General features: G+C 64.1%; 15 protein-coding genes. 6 read left to right on the forward strand and 9 right to left on the reverse strand.

Annotated features, from left to right (window positions below):
• Positions 1–18: 18 nt before the first annotated feature.
• From flgK to UP06_RS08450, 3 genes are all read left to right on the forward strand, one after another.
• A complete protein-coding gene (gene flgK, locus UP06_RS08440; protein WP_045002042.1) occupies positions 19–1,794 on the forward strand; it encodes a flagellar hook-associated protein FlgK in 1,776 nt (591 codons plus the stop codon).
• Positions 1,795–1,811: 17 nt separating this feature from the next.
• Positions 1,812–2,723 (forward strand): flagellin, encoded by a 912-nt coding sequence (locus UP06_RS08445; RefSeq protein WP_045002044.1) that lies wholly within the window; start codon positions 1,812–1,814, stop codon positions 2,721–2,723.
• 200 nt (positions 2,724–2,923) lie between these two features.
• Positions 2,924–5,212 carry a tetratricopeptide repeat protein gene (locus UP06_RS08450; RefSeq protein WP_050031586.1) on the forward strand — a complete coding sequence of 763 codons (2,289 nt, stop codon included), beginning with the start codon at positions 2,924–2,926 and terminating at the stop codon, positions 5,210–5,212.
• A 27-nt stretch (positions 5,213–5,239) separates the two neighbouring features.
• On the opposite strand, the gene UP06_RS08455 is transcribed toward UP06_RS08450, so the two are convergent.
• From UP06_RS08455 to UP06_RS08490, 9 genes are all read right to left on the reverse strand, one after another.
• Positions 5,240–6,811, reverse strand: a complete 1,572-nt coding sequence (locus UP06_RS08455; RefSeq protein ID WP_045002046.1) for an AMP-binding protein — start codon at positions 6,809–6,811, stop codon at positions 5,240–5,242.
• Between the two features lie 33 nt (positions 6,812–6,844).
• Positions 6,845–7,480 carry a uracil phosphoribosyltransferase gene (upp, locus tag UP06_RS08460; RefSeq protein WP_045002048.1) on the reverse strand — a complete coding sequence of 212 codons (636 nt, stop codon included), beginning with the start codon at positions 7,478–7,480 and terminating at the stop codon, positions 6,845–6,847.
• 155 nt (positions 7,481–7,635) lie between these two features.
• Entirely contained in the window at positions 7,636–7,764 is a 129-nt protein-coding gene (locus UP06_RS42395; protein WP_283806017.1) for a hypothetical protein, read from the reverse strand.
• A 1-nt stretch (position 7,765) separates the two neighbouring features.
• Complete coding sequence (locus UP06_RS08465; protein WP_045002241.1) at positions 7,766–8,128, reverse strand: hypothetical protein; 363 nt, start codon at positions 8,126–8,128, stop codon at positions 7,766–7,768.
• A gap of 17 nt (positions 8,129–8,145) precedes the next feature.
• Complete coding sequence (locus UP06_RS08470) at positions 8,146–8,337, reverse strand: hypothetical protein (protein ID WP_045002243.1); 192 nt, start codon at positions 8,335–8,337, stop codon at positions 8,146–8,148.
• Between the two features lie 129 nt (positions 8,338–8,466).
• Positions 8,467–9,384, reverse strand: a complete 918-nt coding sequence (gene dapA / locus UP06_RS08475; protein ID WP_045002051.1) for a 4-hydroxy-tetrahydrodipicolinate synthase — start codon at positions 9,382–9,384, stop codon at positions 8,467–8,469.
• A 24-nt stretch (positions 9,385–9,408) separates the two neighbouring features.
• On the reverse strand, positions 9,409–9,657 hold the full coding sequence (locus UP06_RS08480; protein WP_045002245.1) for a hypothetical protein: 249 nt from the start codon (positions 9,655–9,657) through the stop codon (positions 9,409–9,411).
• Positions 9,658–9,789: 132 nt separating this feature from the next.
• Positions 9,790–10,050, reverse strand: coding sequence for a hypothetical protein (locus UP06_RS08485; protein WP_045002053.1), 261 nt, complete (start codon positions 10,048–10,050; stop codon positions 9,790–9,792).
• Positions 10,051–10,108: 58 nt separating this feature from the next.
• Positions 10,109–10,576, reverse strand: coding sequence for a hypothetical protein (locus UP06_RS08490; protein ID WP_045002054.1), 468 nt, complete (start codon positions 10,574–10,576; stop codon positions 10,109–10,111).
• A 606-nt stretch (positions 10,577–11,182) separates the two neighbouring features.
• On the opposite strand from UP06_RS08490, the gene UP06_RS08495 reads away from it, so the two are divergent.
• The 3 genes from UP06_RS08495 to kdpB all read left to right on the forward strand — a co-directional run bounded on the left by UP06_RS08495 (position 11,183) and on the right by kdpB (position 15,236).
• Positions 11,183–11,272, forward strand: a complete 90-nt coding sequence (locus UP06_RS08495) for a K(+)-transporting ATPase subunit F (protein ID WP_038965694.1) — start codon at positions 11,183–11,185, stop codon at positions 11,270–11,272.
• A 112-nt stretch (positions 11,273–11,384) separates the two neighbouring features.
• Positions 11,385–13,088 carry a potassium-transporting ATPase subunit KdpA gene (gene kdpA, locus UP06_RS08500; protein ID WP_045002056.1) on the forward strand — a complete coding sequence of 568 codons (1,704 nt, stop codon included), beginning with the start codon at positions 11,385–11,387 and terminating at the stop codon, positions 13,086–13,088.
• Positions 13,089–13,121: 33 nt separating this feature from the next.
• A complete protein-coding gene (kdpB, locus tag UP06_RS08505; protein WP_045002058.1) occupies positions 13,122–15,236 on the forward strand; it encodes a potassium-transporting ATPase subunit KdpB in 2,115 nt (704 codons plus the stop codon).
• The last annotated feature ends 20 nt before the right edge of the window (positions 15,237–15,256 follow it).

The following is a 15,256-nucleotide window of genomic DNA, read 5'->3' on the forward strand; positions in this document are numbered from 1 at the left end:
CCACGAGAGGAGCCCGCCGTGTCGCTCGACATCGCACGATCGATCGCCTTCAGCGGCCTGTCGTCCACGTCGGTCCAGATCAGCGTGACGTCGTCGAACATTTCGAACGCCGACACGACGGGCTATACCAAGAAGACCGCGAACCAGTCGAGCAGCGTCACCGACGGCGTCGGCACCGGCGTCACGGTGACGGGCATCACCTCGACGGTCGACAAGCTGCTGCTGAAGTCGCTGGTCAGTGCGACCTCCGATCTCGGCTCGGCCGACACGACGAATACCTATTTGACGTCGCTCGAAAAGCTCTACGGCTCGACCAGCAGCACCGATAGTTCGTCGACCGGGACCTCGCTCGCCAACAGTATCGCCTCGCTCGAATCGGCACTGTCGTCGCTTGCGAGCACGCCGAGCAGCGCTTCGCTGCAATCCAACGTGGTCAGCGCACTCGATGACGTCACGAGCCAGTTGCGGGAGACCTCAAGCAGCATCCAGAAACTGCGCTCCAATGCCGACCAGGACATCTCGTCCTCGATCGACGACGTCAACACGGACTTGCAGAACATCGCGGATCTGAACGCCGAGATCAAGCAGACGGCGGCGGCCGGCCAGTCGACGGCCGACCTGGAGGACCAGCGCAACACCGCGCTCCAGGACGTCGCCTCGAAGATGAACGTCAGCTATTTTACGGCGTCAAACGGCGATCTCCAGATCTACACCACGACCGGGCAGGCGCTGGTCGACAGCTCCGCGCACAAGATCAGCTATACCGCCGCGGCCAACGTGTCATCATCGACGACCTACACCGCCGGTTGGTCGTCGAGCGGTTTTAGCGCAATCTCCGTGAACGGTGTCGACATCACGTCCCAGATCACCGGCGGCGATATCGGCGCGCTGATCACGTTGCGCGACAAAACTCTGCCGGCGGCGCAGTCCCAGCTCGACCAGCTCGCAACGCAGCTTGCCTCCGCGGTGAACACCGTCTCGAACAGCGCTTCCACGGTGCCGGCGCCGACCAGCCTGACGGGCACCGCCGGCGTCACCAGTAGTACGGCGCTGTCCGCCACCGGCACGGTGCGCCTCGCCGTCACCGACCAGAGCGGCAATCTGGTCTCCTACAGCGATCTCGATCTATCGTCCTATGCCACCGTCGGCGATGTCGTCACCGCCATCAACGGCATCTCCGGAATGTCGGCGTCGGTCGATGCGAACGGCCATCTCTCGATCACGGCGACCGGCTCGGGCAACGGGGTTGCCATCAACGAGATGACGAGCTCGGTGGGAAGCTCCAGCGAGGGATTTTCCGACTATTTCGGCCTCAACGACCTCGTGACGGGAACGAGCGCGTCGGATATCGCGGTCAACAGCAGCATCCTGTCCGGCACCAGCGAGTTGCAGCTCGCGACGCTGGATTCCTCGTCGAGCCTCACGGTCGGCAGTAGCGTGCTGACATCGGGATCGGCGACGGTGGTCAATGCGTTCTACGACGCATTGACGGCGTCCCGGACGTTTTCGTCCGCCGGAGGGCTTGCGGCCACCACCGGTTCGTTCGCCGACTATGCCTCGACCATCGTGGCCGACGTCGCGAACAAGTCCTCGACGGCTTCCACCAATTACACGGCCAAGGAGACCGCGCAGTCGACCTATGCGAGCTCGCTGTCGTCGCAGTCGGGTGTCAATCTCGACGAGGAATCGGCCAATCTGAGCACGCTCCAGAACCAGTATTCGGCGGCCTCCGCGCTGATCTCGGCCATCAACACGATGTACGCGGCGCTCATAACCGCCGTGCAGTCGTCTTAAAGCGCAGGAGCAGGCCCATGGTCGCGATGCGGATCGCCACGTTCGCCCAGTCGAACAAGATGATCGCCGACGCGATGCGCGTGGAGTCGGTCATGGCCAACGAGCAGGTCCAGGAATCGTCGGGTATGGTCTCGACCGATTACGGCGGTTATGGCTCGAACGCGCAGCATGTCGTCAATCTCCAGGTCTCGGTGACGCGCGCGCAATCCTATGTCGACGCGGCCACGCTCGCCGACAGCAAGGTCCAGGTGATGTATTCGGCCGTCGGCTCGATGACCGACATCATCACGCAGCTCCGCTCCCAGCTCAGCGCCGCCTCGACCGGCAGCTCGACCGAGACGAACTCGGTGATCTCGTCCGCTCAGCAGATGCTCGATGAGATGGGCTCGCTGATGAACACGCAATATGACGGCCAGTATGTCTTTGCCGGCGGCAAGACGGACACGGCGCCGGTCGATCTCACGAGTTTCTCGTCGGGTACGGGGTCCACGACAACGGCGGACACCAGTTACTATAAAGGTGACGACGAGATCGCCTCGGTGCGCGTCGCCTCCGACCAGACCGTCTCCTACGGAGTGACGGCCGACAATTCGGCGTTCGAGGAGGTGATGCGCGTGCTGAAGTTCGTGGCCAACAGCACCTCGCTGTCGTCCTCGGACATCACCAGTGCGCTTGATCTGGCCAGCACGGCGCTCGACGACACCGCGGCCGTGCAGGCCAAGCTGTCGAGCTCGGCATCCTCGATCGAGACGGCGAGCGCGCGCCAGACCGACTACAAGAGCTATGCCGAGACCCTGTCGAATGACCTCACCGGCGTCGACGTCGCCGCCATCACGGCACAACTGTCGACCTACCAGGCGCAGCTCACCGCGTCCTATTCGGCGATGTCCAAGATTCTCAGCATGAATCTCGCGAGCTATTTGAAATAGGCGAGACCTGTTCGGCAGTCATTGATTTCGGCGGTTTCCCAGGACGTTCTACGACAGGCGGTCTGCCAACTTCATCGGCATCGTCAAGCGGGCCGCTATCGCCGTCGGCGAGGCCGAATCGTCGCGATGGTCTAGGCAGGATTCGGTCGAGTCAGATATAGCTCGTCGATCTGGCGTCGCCTTGGAGCAGTCGCATCGGAATGAAGACCGTCTCCCTCACAGTCTCGCAGGTTTTCGAGATTGCCCTGAAAGCCTACTCCGCGGGCAAGCTCGGCCAGGCCGAGAAGACATGCGAGAAGATCCTGGCCGCCGATCCGTCGTCGGCGATCACCCTCAATCTTCTCGCGGTCGTCCACATGGCGCGGGGTCGTAACACGGCGGCTCTTGTCCATTTTGACCGGGCGCTGGCGCTGCGGCCGGACTTCGCGGAAGCGTGGAGCAATCGTGGCACCCTCCTCAAATCCTTGGGACGCCCGGCCGATGCGCTGGAGAGCTTCGGCCACGCGCTTGCGCTCCAGCCGCAGCACGTCAACGTGCTCAACAATCGCGCCGCCCTGCTGCAGGAGCTTGGCCGTAATCAGGAGGCGCTGACCGACTATGATGCGGCGCTGGCGTTGCAGCCGAATTATCCGGAGGCCTTGAACAATCGCGGTATCGTTCTGCAGGCTCTGGGACGGCATCAAGAGGCGCTGGCGAGCTATGCAGCCGCGCTTGCGTGTCGGCCCGACTTTGTCGAGACCTTCCTCAATCGGGGCATTACCCGTTATGAGCTGGGGCGTTTCGAGGATGCTGTTGCTGACTACGATCGTGCCATCGCCCTGCGGCCCAGCTATGCCGATGCGTTCAGCAATCGTGGCAATGCACTCGGCCGGCTGCACCGTCACGCGGATGCGCTGGCAAGCTACGATCGCGCGCTGGTCCTGCAGCCCAGGCACGCTGAGGCACTCTACAATCGCGGCGTTACGTTACGCGTACTCGGAAAACTGGAGGCATCGCTGGCGAGCCACGACGCCGCCCTGAAGCTAAGCCCCGATGACCCAAAGGTTCTGGTCGGCCGGGGCATCACGCTGCATGACTTGATGCGTTTCGACGAGGCCCTGACGAGCTACGATCGCGCGCTGGCGCTGCAAGCCGATCATGCCGAGGCTCATATCAATCGTGGCGCCCTGCTGCATGCGCGCGGGCATCTCGACCAGGCCTTGGAGAGCTTCGAGCGCGTGCTGATCAGTCAGCCGGACAACGTCCAAGCGCTGACCAATCGTGGCGTTGCCTTGCATGACCTGGCTCGCGATGGCGAGGCGCTGGCGGCGCACGACAAAGCGGTCGTCGTACGGCTGGACGATGCTGCAATCCTCGACAATCGCCCCGTCACGCTTCACAAGCTGCGGCGGTTGGAGGACGCATTGGCCAGCCACGACCTGGCGATTGCGGCCGGGCCGCACCATGCCGAGGCGTTCGCCAATCGAGGCATTACCCTGTACGATCTCAAGCGTTTCGACGAGGCGTTGGCGAGCTATGAGCGCGCGATCGCCCTGCGGTCGGACTACGCCGACGCGCACTTCCTGAAAGGCCTGGCCAGCCTCGTCACCGGCGACCTGGCGTCCGGCTGGGCCGAGTATGAGTGGCGCCATAGAGCACCGGTGGCACGACTGACGTCGCGCGAGTGGCAGCGGCCGCTCTGGCTTGGCGACGTCGATCTCGCCGGCAAGACAATCCTGCTTCACAGCGAGCAGGGCTTTGGCGATTCCATCCAGTTCTGCCGTTACGTGCCGATGGTTGCGGCGCGCGGTGCGCGCGTGGTCCTGGAGCTCGAGCAGCCGCTCTGCGGCCTGATGCGCGACCTCCCCGGCATCGCACAGATTGTCGTCAAGGGCGACATCCTGCCGGAGTACGATCTCCACTGCCCGCTACCGAGCTTGCCGCCGGCATTCGCGACCCGGCTGGAGACCATCCCGGCAAACAGTCCTTATTTGCATGCACCGGGCTCTGCAATGGCGCAATGGTCGCTCCGGCTTCGCGACACGCACGGTTTGAAGATCGGCCTGGCCTGGGCCGGCAATCCAAACCACGTTCGCGATCGCGAACGGTCGATGCAACTGGATCATCTGCTGCCGCTGCTGGACGTCGATGCGAACTTCGTCAGCCTGCAGAAGCAGCTTGGCGCCGGCGAAGCTGAAGTGCTGTCGCGTGCCGGCATTCGTGATGTCAGCGGCGATTTGCAGGATTTCACCGACACGGCGGCGCTGATCTCGCAGCTTGATCTCATCGTCGCGGTCGATACCGGCGTTGCCCATCTGGCGGGGGCGCTCGGCAAGCCGGTCTGGATCCTGGTGACGCATGCGCCCGACTGGCGCTGGCTGCTCGATCGTGACGACAGCCCCTGGTATCCGACCGTGCGCCTGTTCCGGCAGAGCGATGACCGCGGCTGGGTCGATGTCGTTGCACGGGTGCGCGCGGCGCTCACCGCATTGGCCAACCTCCAGCCCTGAGGGCATATGTGAGCGCACTGGCGGAGCCTATTCGGCGGCGATCCGCTCCATCGCCAGGGCGCGGAGCCTGGCGCGCTGGATCTTCACGCCATTGGCGCTGTCGGTGACAGGAAAGGCGTCGACGATATAGATCCGTGCCGGAATCTTGTAACCCGCCAGCCGCTCGCGCAAGTGTGCGACCAGCGCCTCCTGTAGCGGTGGCTGATCCGCCTGGATTACGAACGCGACACAGCGCGCATGGCCCTTCAGGTCGACCGCGACGACCTGGGCATCGGCAACGCCGGCGCAGGATTTGAGCTCGTCCTCGATCTCGCCGGGCGCGACCAGGAAGCCGCCGAGCCGCATCGCATCGCCCGCACGGGTCTCATAGACAAAGGAGCCGTCGCCGCGGAGACGGCCGATGTCGCCGGTGCGGAAGAAGCCGTCCGCGGTGATGGCGTCGCGCGTCGCCTCGGGATTGTTGAAATAGCCGAGAAAGCACGACGGCGCGCTGATCTCGATCTCGCCGGAGACGCCGTCGGCTGCGAGATCACCGGTCTCGGTGTCGCGCACGCGGACCCTGGCGTCAGGCGACATCGGCCAGCCGCCACCCTCGATGCGGTCGGCGAAGGCGTCGCTGGCGCGGCTGATCGAGAACAGCGCCTGCACCTCGCTCGAACCATAGAGGCCGTACAGCGGCATGCCGTGCGCCGCGGCCTCCGCGGCCAATTCGCGCCAACTGGGCTGGAACGCGGCGAAGCCGCAGACTTCGACATGCGGAAACGGGCGCGACGCGTCGGTGAGGGCGAGGATGCGGCGGAACATCTCGTCGGAGCCGAAGGCGTGCGTAATCTTGCGCTCGCTCAGGATCTTTAACGCCGGTGCCGCCTCGAATGCGTCAAGCGCATGGATGGTCGCCCCCGCCGCGATGAAGCCGAGCAAGCTCGTCATACCAAAAGTGCCGCAGAACGGCAGCATCGCCAGCAGCGAATGACGTTGCGGATCAAGCTTGAGCGCCTTGGCGACGGAGGTGGCGTGTGTGGCCAGCGTCCGCTGCGACTGCGCGACGAGCTTTGGCCCCTTGGTCGTGCCTGATGTGGTGTAGAGCAGCACGGGCTGATCGACGTCATCTTGGGCGGGGGCTTGCGGATAGCGCTCATCGAACGCATCGAACCGGATGCAGGGCCAGTGCGCGGGGATTGCACCCGCGCCGACCACTGCGAGCTTTTGCAGCGCGGGCACCTCGGCCTTGGCGATATCGGCGAGAATGGGGGCGAAATCGATCGTGCGAAACGCGGCCTCGACCACGAGCAATTTGGCGCCGGACAATTTCAGGAGATGTGCAACCTCAGCACTGCGATAGCGCGTATTGACCGCAGCAACAACCGCACCAAGGCGGGCGGCGGCGAACAGCAGCACGATCCATTCGACCCGATTGACCAGCCAGACCGCAACCACGTCGTCCTTGCCGATGCCCTGCGCGGCAAGCCACGCTGCGGTCTGCTCGATCTTTAGGGAAAATTCCGCGCGCGAGACGGGCGTGCCGCCGAACACGAAGGCGGGATCGGCGGTGGTCTCCGATACGATCAGCGATTGCAGTGAAAAATCGTCGGCATGCATGGCAACCGGAGTAACGCGATCGGGCAAACCTGTCTACTTGGTGCCGAACATCCGGTCGCCGGCGTCGCCAAGGCCCGGCACGATGTAGCCGTGATCGTTGAGCCGCTCATCGATCGCGGCGGTCCAGATCGGTACGTCAGGATGTTCGCTCTGGAACTGGGCGATGCCTTCAGGCGCGGCCAAGAGGCAGACGAAGCGGATGTCGCGGGCGCCGCGGTTCTTGAGCAGCGACGCGCCTGCGCAGGCCGAGTTGCCGGTCGCCAGCATCGGGTCCATCAGGATCACGGTGCGGTCGGACAGGTCCTGCGGCGCCTTGAAGTAATATTCCACGGCCTGCAATGTCTCGGGGTCGCGGTAGAGCCCGATATGAGCGATGCGCGCCGAGGGCATCAGCGCCAGCATGCCGTCGAGAAAACCGACGCCGGCGCGCAGGATCGGCGCCAGCGTGAGCTTCTTGCCGGCGATCTTCGGCGCCTGCATCGGCGAGATCGGCGTCTCGATCTCGACCAGCTCCAGCGGCAGGTCGCGCGTCACCTCGTAGCAGAGCAGCATCCCGATCTCGTTCAGGATCTCGCGAAAGCTCTTGGTCGAACGGTCCTTCTCCCGCATCAAGGAAAGCTTGTGCTGGACCAGGGGGTGGGCGACGACATGGACGTTGCTGCTGCTCATGAAACCGATCTACACGGTTCCGCGAAACTGCGCCAGATCGGCCGAGGTTTTTCCGCAGGGTAGGCGGCCTTAGGCGGGCAGCGCCACTGCGGTTCGCGCCCGGTTGCTCGCCTCGTAGGCAGCCATGGTCAATTCGCGGTCGATCGCGGTGAAGTCTAGACGCCGAGCCCGCGCGCGAGAAGCGTAATCACGAGCGTCAGGATCGCACCCCAGACCAGGCTCAGCGTCATGGTCAGGACGGTCGTGGTGACCGCGTGCTCCAGATTTCCCTTGAGAAGATGCACGCTAGCCTCTCAGTAACCGCGCCGCCAGCACGATCAGCGGATTGCCGTGGTTCTCGATGTCGAGCTCGAAGGTGTCGGTGGGAAACACCAACGCGCACCGTGCAGGCTTGCTCTGACGGTTGGCGAAATCGACCGCGGAGCTCTTGAACAGGAACAGGCCGCCGATGCGGCCGTTTGCCTCGCGGGCGACCCAGAGCCCGGCCTTGTTGCGGCCGATGAAGAACGCCGGAATGGAAGCGCTGACGACATCGGGGTCGATCGGCCCAAGTGTCGCCGCCTGCGCCAGCTGCGCCTCAGACTGGCGACGGGAGGCTTGGAGAGCAATCGCGGCCATGGCGGCCTCCTCACACATCTGCAAGGTCATGATGGTCACCGCTGCGCTCAGGCGTGGAGGTGCCAGACATAGATTGCGGTCTTCAGCGCGATGACCGCCGCGAGCAGGCCGCCCATCGACAGCACGGTCAGCGCGCGCAGCGCGACGCGCTTGAGCTGGGCCTTGTGCTCATTCGAGATCCGCGCCGGGCGTTTGGCCCAGTCAAAAGGCCGTTCAAGGCCATGTGTCAGCATTGACATTTTGAATGTATCCTTCGTCTCCAGCGGCTGTCCCGGCGCCGTCATCTGTCTCGTATGATGGGCGTCGCAGCATAGGAATGCGAGATGAGCGGCCGTGCCGTCGTATAGGAGCGCCATAGGCGCATCCGGCTACGCTCCGACGCTGTCGATCAGTTCCTCGTCGGCGATCGCGGCGAATGCCCTTGCGACCTCGATTTGAGTCGCATCATCGAGCGGCACGATCGGCAGCCTTGTAGCTGGCAACATCAGGCCGAGCGTGCTCAGTGCAAATTTGAGCGCGGCCGGGCTTTCCCTCGAGAGGCAGGCAATGAGCGGGATGAGGCGCTTGTGCAGATAGCGGGCCGATTGCAGGCGGCCCTGCCTGACCTGGGAGAATATCGTCCGGCACAGATCCGGCGCGATGTTGGCGACCTCCGAGATCGCGCCATCGCCGCCGCAGGCGATGGTGCCGAAGGCGGTGGCGTCGTCACCGGACAGCAGGCGAAAGTCGGCCGGCAGCAGCCGGCTCAGGCGCATTGGGCGGGTGATGTCACCACTCCCATCGCGCAGCCCCACGAACTGGCGGGATTCGACGAGACGCAGAAGCGTCTCGTCGGCGAGCGGACGCAGCGTGCGGGAGGGAATGTCGTGCAGAATCACCGGTAGTCCGATCGACCCGGCAACACTGCGGAAGTGCGCGAGCATCCCGTCCTGCATCGGCTTGTTGTAGGCGGGCACCACCGACATGATGGCATCGGCGCCGGCCGCTTCTGCGCGACGCGCGAGCGCGACGGCGTGACTGGTTGAATTCGACACGGCGCCCGCGATGATCCGCGCGCGGCCGCGGACGACATCGACCGCGGTGCGAATGACGAGCTCCTGCTCGGCCGGCGAGAGCGTCGGCGCTTCGCCGGCGGTCTCGCAGACCACGAGCGCGGGAACGCCCGCTGTCACCTGGCGCTCGCAGAGTGCGGCGAACGCCTTGAGATCGATCGCGTCAGCCGCATCGAACGGCGTCGGCAGGTCCGGAATGAAGCCGGTGAACCAGGCAGAGGGAGGGATGAACATGGCTTTTTGCCGGGTGCGGCCTGCTCAGGCGGCGCGCTGCGAGAGGTTGGGGCTTTTGCCCATATCGAGCTCGATCTCGCGCGGCAGCTCGACGATGGTCTCGGGATGCTGTCCGTTTTCGAACAGCGCATATTTGATGGCCTGGGCGCGACTGACGAACAGGCCGCCATAGAGGCCGTTCTGCTCTTGGGCAATCCACTGTCCCCGGTGGTTGCGGCCGATGAAGACGACGGTCGAGGGGGAGCTGCACGAGGGAGGTTCGACGAGTTTCACGGATTTGGTCCTTCCAATTGACGCAGGCAGCGGGAGCATGTCCAGCACCTGCGCGTTCAATATCTTTCCTCGTGGATATGATTTCGAGGGCGGCCGCACGACGATCTCATAGGAACGTCATAAAGCCGGCGCTCAGGCCAATTCATTAACGATATGAACCAGCGCGAACAGCGTGCCGAACGCGACGCATTCGTCCCAATGGTTGAGAGTGGTGGCGAACAGCGGCTCGCGCCTGAGGAGAGCGACGACAGCGCACAGGATGATCGACATCCAGAGCAGGGCGGCGAGGCTTCGGTTGAAGCCGACGCTGCCGAATGCAGCAAAAATTGCGAGCAGCGCGACGCGGACGGCAAAGCGTGCCAGCACGCGCGTCGGGCCTATCGCTCGCGGCATGTCCGGAGATTGCGGCAAAGCTTGAACCTGTCAGAGGCTTGAACCCGTCGGGGTTGCTCTAGCCAAAATGGTCGCAGGCGACCGGCTCATAGAGCGGGTCCAGCGCCGGACGTACGGTGGGAACGCTCGGCCGCGATACGTCCATGGCCAACGCCTGGACCTCGATGAAAGCCGACAGCAACGCAAGCGCAAGATCGGCGTGGCGGCCTTCGACCGCAGCGTCGAGCCAGTCCGGCAATTCGCGTTCGCGCGAAAGCGCGCAGTACCATTCACCCTCGTCATAGGCGATGCGGCGGACCTGCCATAGTGGCAGCTCGAGCTCCATCAGCGCCAGCGCGGCATCGGCCCATGCCTCCGCATCGATCAGGCGCATGAGGCGCGCGGTACGTTCGCTCTGCCCGAGCGAGGGGAAGCGCCGGCAGGCCTTGTCGATGATCTCGAGCATCAACGGCCGCGTCATTGCATGCGCATTGCGCAAGAGGTCGCTGAGCGAAGGTGGATCGTAGTGTTGAAGCGCGGCGGTCATATCAGGCCTCCCGGAATTGGCGTCGGTCAGTCGGACGGCCTCTTCAGGATGGCTAGAAGGGCATTTGAAAACGAGATGAGAGCGGGGTGGGAGATATAAGGATTTCATAAGTGTCGGGATGGTGCGGTTAGGGACGCAATGTGTTGCCAACCGCACAGCTGTCGTCCCGGCGAAGGCCGGGACCCATAACCACAGGGAGAAGTTGTAGCGCGAAGCTGGTAACTCCGAGTCTTCACCAAACCACTCTCCGTGGCTATGGGTCCCGGCCTTCGCCGGGACGACAGCTTGTATTGCCTCGCGAGCGTCGTTCGACCCACGGCACCTTTATGAGATTCCTATAACTTCGCCATAGCCCTCGTCTCGAAAACCTATGCCCGCGGTGGCATTTCAAAACGGTCAAAAGTCCCGACTGGCGCTGTGGAGATGCGTTCCATTTCCGTTTCCACTCACGCCCGCCGGACGCCTGAGAAACAGTTGCTCCCGACATAAGGACGCAACGAGGAGTATCCCCATGATGGACATTCTGATGCTGGCGCTGGGCTTCGCCTTCTTTGCCCTTGCGATCGGCTACACCTACGCCTGCGAACGGCTGTGAAGGAGCGGATCATGATTTTCGATTATGCGCTCGCCGGTGCCGTCTCGTTCGGCCTCCTGTTCTACCTCACCTACGCGCTGCTGCGGCCCGAGCGGTTCTGACCCGTGCTGCTGCTTCTCGAATTGCTGCTGGCAGACGCCGCACTCGTCGCCTGTCTGCTCACGGTGCTGCTGCCGCTGTTGCGCCGGACACAAAGCCTGAAGGGTTAATGCCATGACTGTGATCGGTTGGTTCCAGATCATTCTTTTCTGCGCGATTATCATCGCGTTGACCAAGCCGCTCGGCTGGTACATGACGCGCGTCTTCAACGGCGAGCGGACGTTCCTGTCGCCGGTGCTGCGTCCGATCGAGGCCGGCATCTACTGGTTCTCGGGCGTCGACGAGAGGCGCGAGCAGCACTGGTTGACCTATACGGTCTCCATGCTGCTGTTCCATATCGGAGGCTTCCTCATCATCTACGGCGTGATGCGGCTCCAGGCCGTGCTGCCCTTCAATCCGGCAGGTCAGGGCGCAGTCGCCGAGGATCTCTCCTTCAACACCGCGGTCTCCTTCATCACCAACACCAATTGGCAGAACTACGGCGGCGAGAGCACGATCTCCTATCTCGTGCAGATGATCGGCCTGACGCACCAGAATTTCCTGTCGGCGGCAACCGGCATCGCGCTTGCAGTGGCCCTGATCCGCGGCTTCTCGCGTGCGTCGATGCGCACGGTCGGAAATTTCTGGGTCGACGTCACCCGCTGTACGCTCTATGTGCTGCTGCCGCTCTGCGTCGTCTACACGCTGTTCCTCATCTCGCAGGGCATGCCGCAGACGCTCGGCGACTATGTCGAGGCCACGACGCTCGAAGGCGCCAAGCAGACCATCGCGGTCGGTCCGGTCGCTTCGCAGGTCGCGATCAAGATGCTGGGCACCAATGGCGGCGGCTTCTTCAATGCTAACGCGGCGCACCCCTTCGAGAACCCGACTGCGCTGTCGAACTTCGTGCAGATGATCTCGATCTTTGCACTGGGCGCTGCGCTGACCAACGTTTTCGGCCGGATGGTCGGCAACCAGCGCCAGGGCTGGGCGATCCTTTCGGTGATGGGCGTGCTGTTCCTCGCCGGTGTCGCCGTCACCTATTGGGCCGAGGCCAACGGCACTTCTACGCTGCATGCGCTCGGCCTGACCGGCGGCAACATGGAGGGCAAGGAGGTTCGCTTCGGCATTGTCGCGTCCTCGCTGTTTGCCGTGATCACGACGGCCGCGTCCTGCGGCGCGGTTAACGCGATGCATGACAGCTTCACCGCGCTCGGCGGCATGATCCCGCTGATCAACATGCAGCTCGGCGAGATCATCGTCGGCGGCGTCGGCGCCGGCCTCTACGGCATGCTGCTGTTCGTCGTGCTCGCGATCTTCGTGGCGGGCCTGATGGTCGGCCGCACGCCGGAATATGTCGGCAAGAAGATCGAAGCGCGCGAGGTCAAGATGGCGATGCTCGCGATCCTGGTGCTGCCGCTGATGTATCTCGGCTGGACCGCGGTCGGCGTGGTCTATCCCGCGGCGGTCGCCTCGATGGCGAATGCTGGTCCGCACGGCTTCACCGAGGTGCTCTATGCCTTCACCTCGGCGACCGGCAACAACGGCTCGGCCTTCGCGGGCCTCACCGGCAACACCTTCTTCTACAACCTCACGCTCGCAAGCGCGATGTTCGTCGGTCGCTTCTTCATGATCATCCCGGCGATGGCGATTGCGGGCTCGCTGGCCGCCAAGAAGTCGATCCCGCCGTCGGCGGGCACGTTCCCGACCACCGGCGGGCTGTTCGTCGGCCTTGTCGTCGGCGTGATCCTGATCATCGGCGGCCTGACCTTCTTCCCGGCACTCGCGCTCGGCCCCATCGTCGAGCATCTCGCGATGAACGCCGGCCAAGTATTCTGATCGACAGCCTTCTGATTGTTTGGAGTGACCTCCATGGAAACCATGAAACTGCAAAAACGCGCTTCCGTCTCGGCGATGCTTGACCCCAAGATCGTCGTTCCCGCGATCCGCGCATCCTTCACCAAGCTCGATCCGCGGCTGATGATCAAGAACCCCGTGATGTTCGTGGTCGAGATCGTGGCCGCGCTCACCACCGTGATCTTCCTGCGCGATCTGGTCTCGGGCGGTGCGAATCTAGGCTTCACCTTCCAGATCATCCTCTGGCTCTGGTTCACGGTGCTGTTCGCCAACTTCGCTGAGGCCGTGGCCGAAGGCCGCGGCAAGGCGCAGGCTGACTCGCTGCGCAAGACCCGCACCGAGAGCCAGGCGAAGCTGCTGAGTGGTGCCGGTCAGGCGTTCAAGCTGGTGCCGGGCACAAGCCTCAAGGTCGGCGACATCGTGCTGGTCGAGGCTGGCGACACCATACCCTCCGACGGCGAGGTGATCGAGGGTGTCGCGTCCGTCAACGAAGCCGCCATCACCGGTGAATCCGCGCCCGTGATCCGCGAATCCGGCGGCGACCGCTCGGCGGTGACCGGCGGCACGCAGGTGCTGTCCGACTGGATCCGTGTCCGCATCACGGCAGCCCAGGGCTCGACCTTCATCGACCGCATGATTAAGCTGGTCGAGGGCGCCGAGCGGCAGAAGACGCCGAACGAGATCGCGCTCAACATCCTGCTCGCCGGCCTCACCATCATCTTCGTGTTCGCCACCGTCACCATCCCGAGCTACGCGGCCTATGCCGGCGGCTCGATCTCGGTGGTCGTGCTGGTCGCGCTGTTCGTGACGCTGATCCCGACCACCATCGGCGCGCTGCTGTCGGCGATCGGCATTGCCGGCATGGACCGCTTGGTCCGCTTCAACGTGCTCGCGATGTCCGGCCGTGCGGTCGAGGCCGCCGGCGACGTCGACACGCTGCTGCTCGACAAGACGGGCACGATCACGCTCGGCAACCGTCAGGCGACCTCGTTCCGGGCCGTGCGCGGCGTCACCGAGCAGGAGCTGGCGGATGCAGCCCAGCTCGCCTCGCTTGCCGACGAGACGCCGGAAGGCCGCTCCATCGTCGTGTTGGCGAAAGAGAAATACAGCATTCGCGGCCGCGACATGGCCGAGCTTGGCGCGACCTTCATTCCGTTCACGGCGCAGACCCGCATGAGCGGCGTCGATGCCGGCGGCTCGTCGGTCCGCAAGGGTGCCGTCGATGCCATGCTCAACTATGTCGGTGGCGGTGCGCCGATGGCGGTTGCCTCCGGCAATGCGGCTCGTGCGATCCAGCCTGCGGCGCTTTCGGATATCGGCCGTGAGGTTCAGGCCATTGCGGACGAAATCTCGAAGGCCGGCGGCACGCCGCTTGCGGTTGCCAGGGACGGCAGGCTGCTCGGCGTCATCCAGCTCAAAGACATCGTCAAGGGTGGCATCCGCGAGCGCTTCGCCGAGCTGCGCCGCATGGGCATCCGCACCATCATGATCACCGGCGACAACCCGATGACGGCGGCGGCGATCGCGGCCGAAGCCGGCGTCGATGACTTCCTGGCGCAGGCAACACCCGAGGACAAGCTCAAGCTGATCCGCGACGAGCAGGCCAAGGGCAAGCTGGTGGCGATGTGCGGCGACGGCACCAACGACGCGCCGGCGCTTGCCCAGGCCGACGTCGGCGTCGCCATGAACACCGGCACGCAGGCGGCGCGCGAGGCCGGCAACATGGTCGACCTCGACTCCAACCCGACCAAGCTGATCGAAGTGGTCGAGATCGGCAAGCAGCTCCTGATGACGCGCGGTGCGCTGACGACCTTTTCGATCGCCAACGACGTCGCAAAATACTTTGCGATCATCCCCGCGATGTTCCTGGCGTTCTACCCGCAGCTCAACGTGCTCAACGTCATGAACCTGTCGAGCCCGCAGAGCGCCATCCTGTCGGCGATCATCTTCAACGCGCTGATCATCATCGCGCTGATTCCGCTCGCACTGAAAGGCGTAGCCTATCGCGCGGTCGGTGCCGGCGCGCTGCTCCGGCGCAATCTGTTGATCTACGGCTTGGGGGGCATCGTCATTCCCTTCATCGGCATCAAGGCGATCGACCTCGTCGTTGTTGCCTTGCACCTGGCTTGATCGTCGTCGCGGGGGCGCAG

Source organism: Bradyrhizobium sp. LTSP857, assembly GCF_000938285.1.
In the GTDB taxonomy this organism is placed as follows: Bacteria; Pseudomonadota; Alphaproteobacteria; order Rhizobiales; family Xanthobacteraceae; genus Bradyrhizobium.

Excerpts from the sequence above, each read along its gene's own strand:
- UP06_RS08445 (WP_045002044.1), top strand. The coding sequence starts at position 1,812 with ATGGTCGCGATGCGGATCGCCACGTTCGCCCAGTCGAACAAGATGATC.
- UP06_RS08450 (WP_050031586.1), top strand. The coding sequence starts at position 2,924 with ATGAAGACCGTCTCCCTCACAGTCTCGCAGGTTTTCGAGATTGCCCTG.
- UP06_RS08455 (WP_045002046.1), bottom strand. The coding sequence starts at position 6,811 with ATGCATGCCGACGATTTTTCACTGCAATCGCTGATCGTATCGGAGACC.
- upp (WP_045002048.1), bottom strand. The coding sequence starts at position 7,480 with ATGAGCAGCAGCAACGTCCATGTCGTCGCCCACCCCCTGGTCCAGCAC.
- UP06_RS08465 (WP_045002241.1), bottom strand. The coding sequence starts at position 8,128 with ATGACCTTGCAGATGTGTGAGGAGGCCGCCATGGCCGCGATTGCTCTC.
- UP06_RS08470 (WP_045002243.1), bottom strand. The coding sequence starts at position 8,337 with ATGTCAATGCTGACACATGGCCTTGAACGGCCTTTTGACTGGGCCAAA.
- dapA (WP_045002051.1), bottom strand. The coding sequence starts at position 9,384 with ATGTTCATCCCTCCCTCTGCCTGGTTCACCGGCTTCATTCCGGACCTG.
- UP06_RS08485 (WP_045002053.1), bottom strand. The coding sequence starts at position 10,050 with ATGCCGCGAGCGATAGGCCCGACGCGCGTGCTGGCACGCTTTGCCGTC.
- UP06_RS08490 (WP_045002054.1), bottom strand. The coding sequence starts at position 10,576 with ATGACCGCCGCGCTTCAACACTACGATCCACCTTCGCTCAGCGACCTC.
- UP06_RS08495 (WP_038965694.1), top strand. The coding sequence starts at position 11,183 with ATGATTTTCGATTATGCGCTCGCCGGTGCCGTCTCGTTCGGCCTCCTG.
- kdpA (WP_045002056.1), top strand. The coding sequence starts at position 11,385 with ATGACTGTGATCGGTTGGTTCCAGATCATTCTTTTCTGCGCGATTATC.
- kdpB (WP_045002058.1), top strand. The coding sequence starts at position 13,122 with ATGGAAACCATGAAACTGCAAAAACGCGCTTCCGTCTCGGCGATGCTT.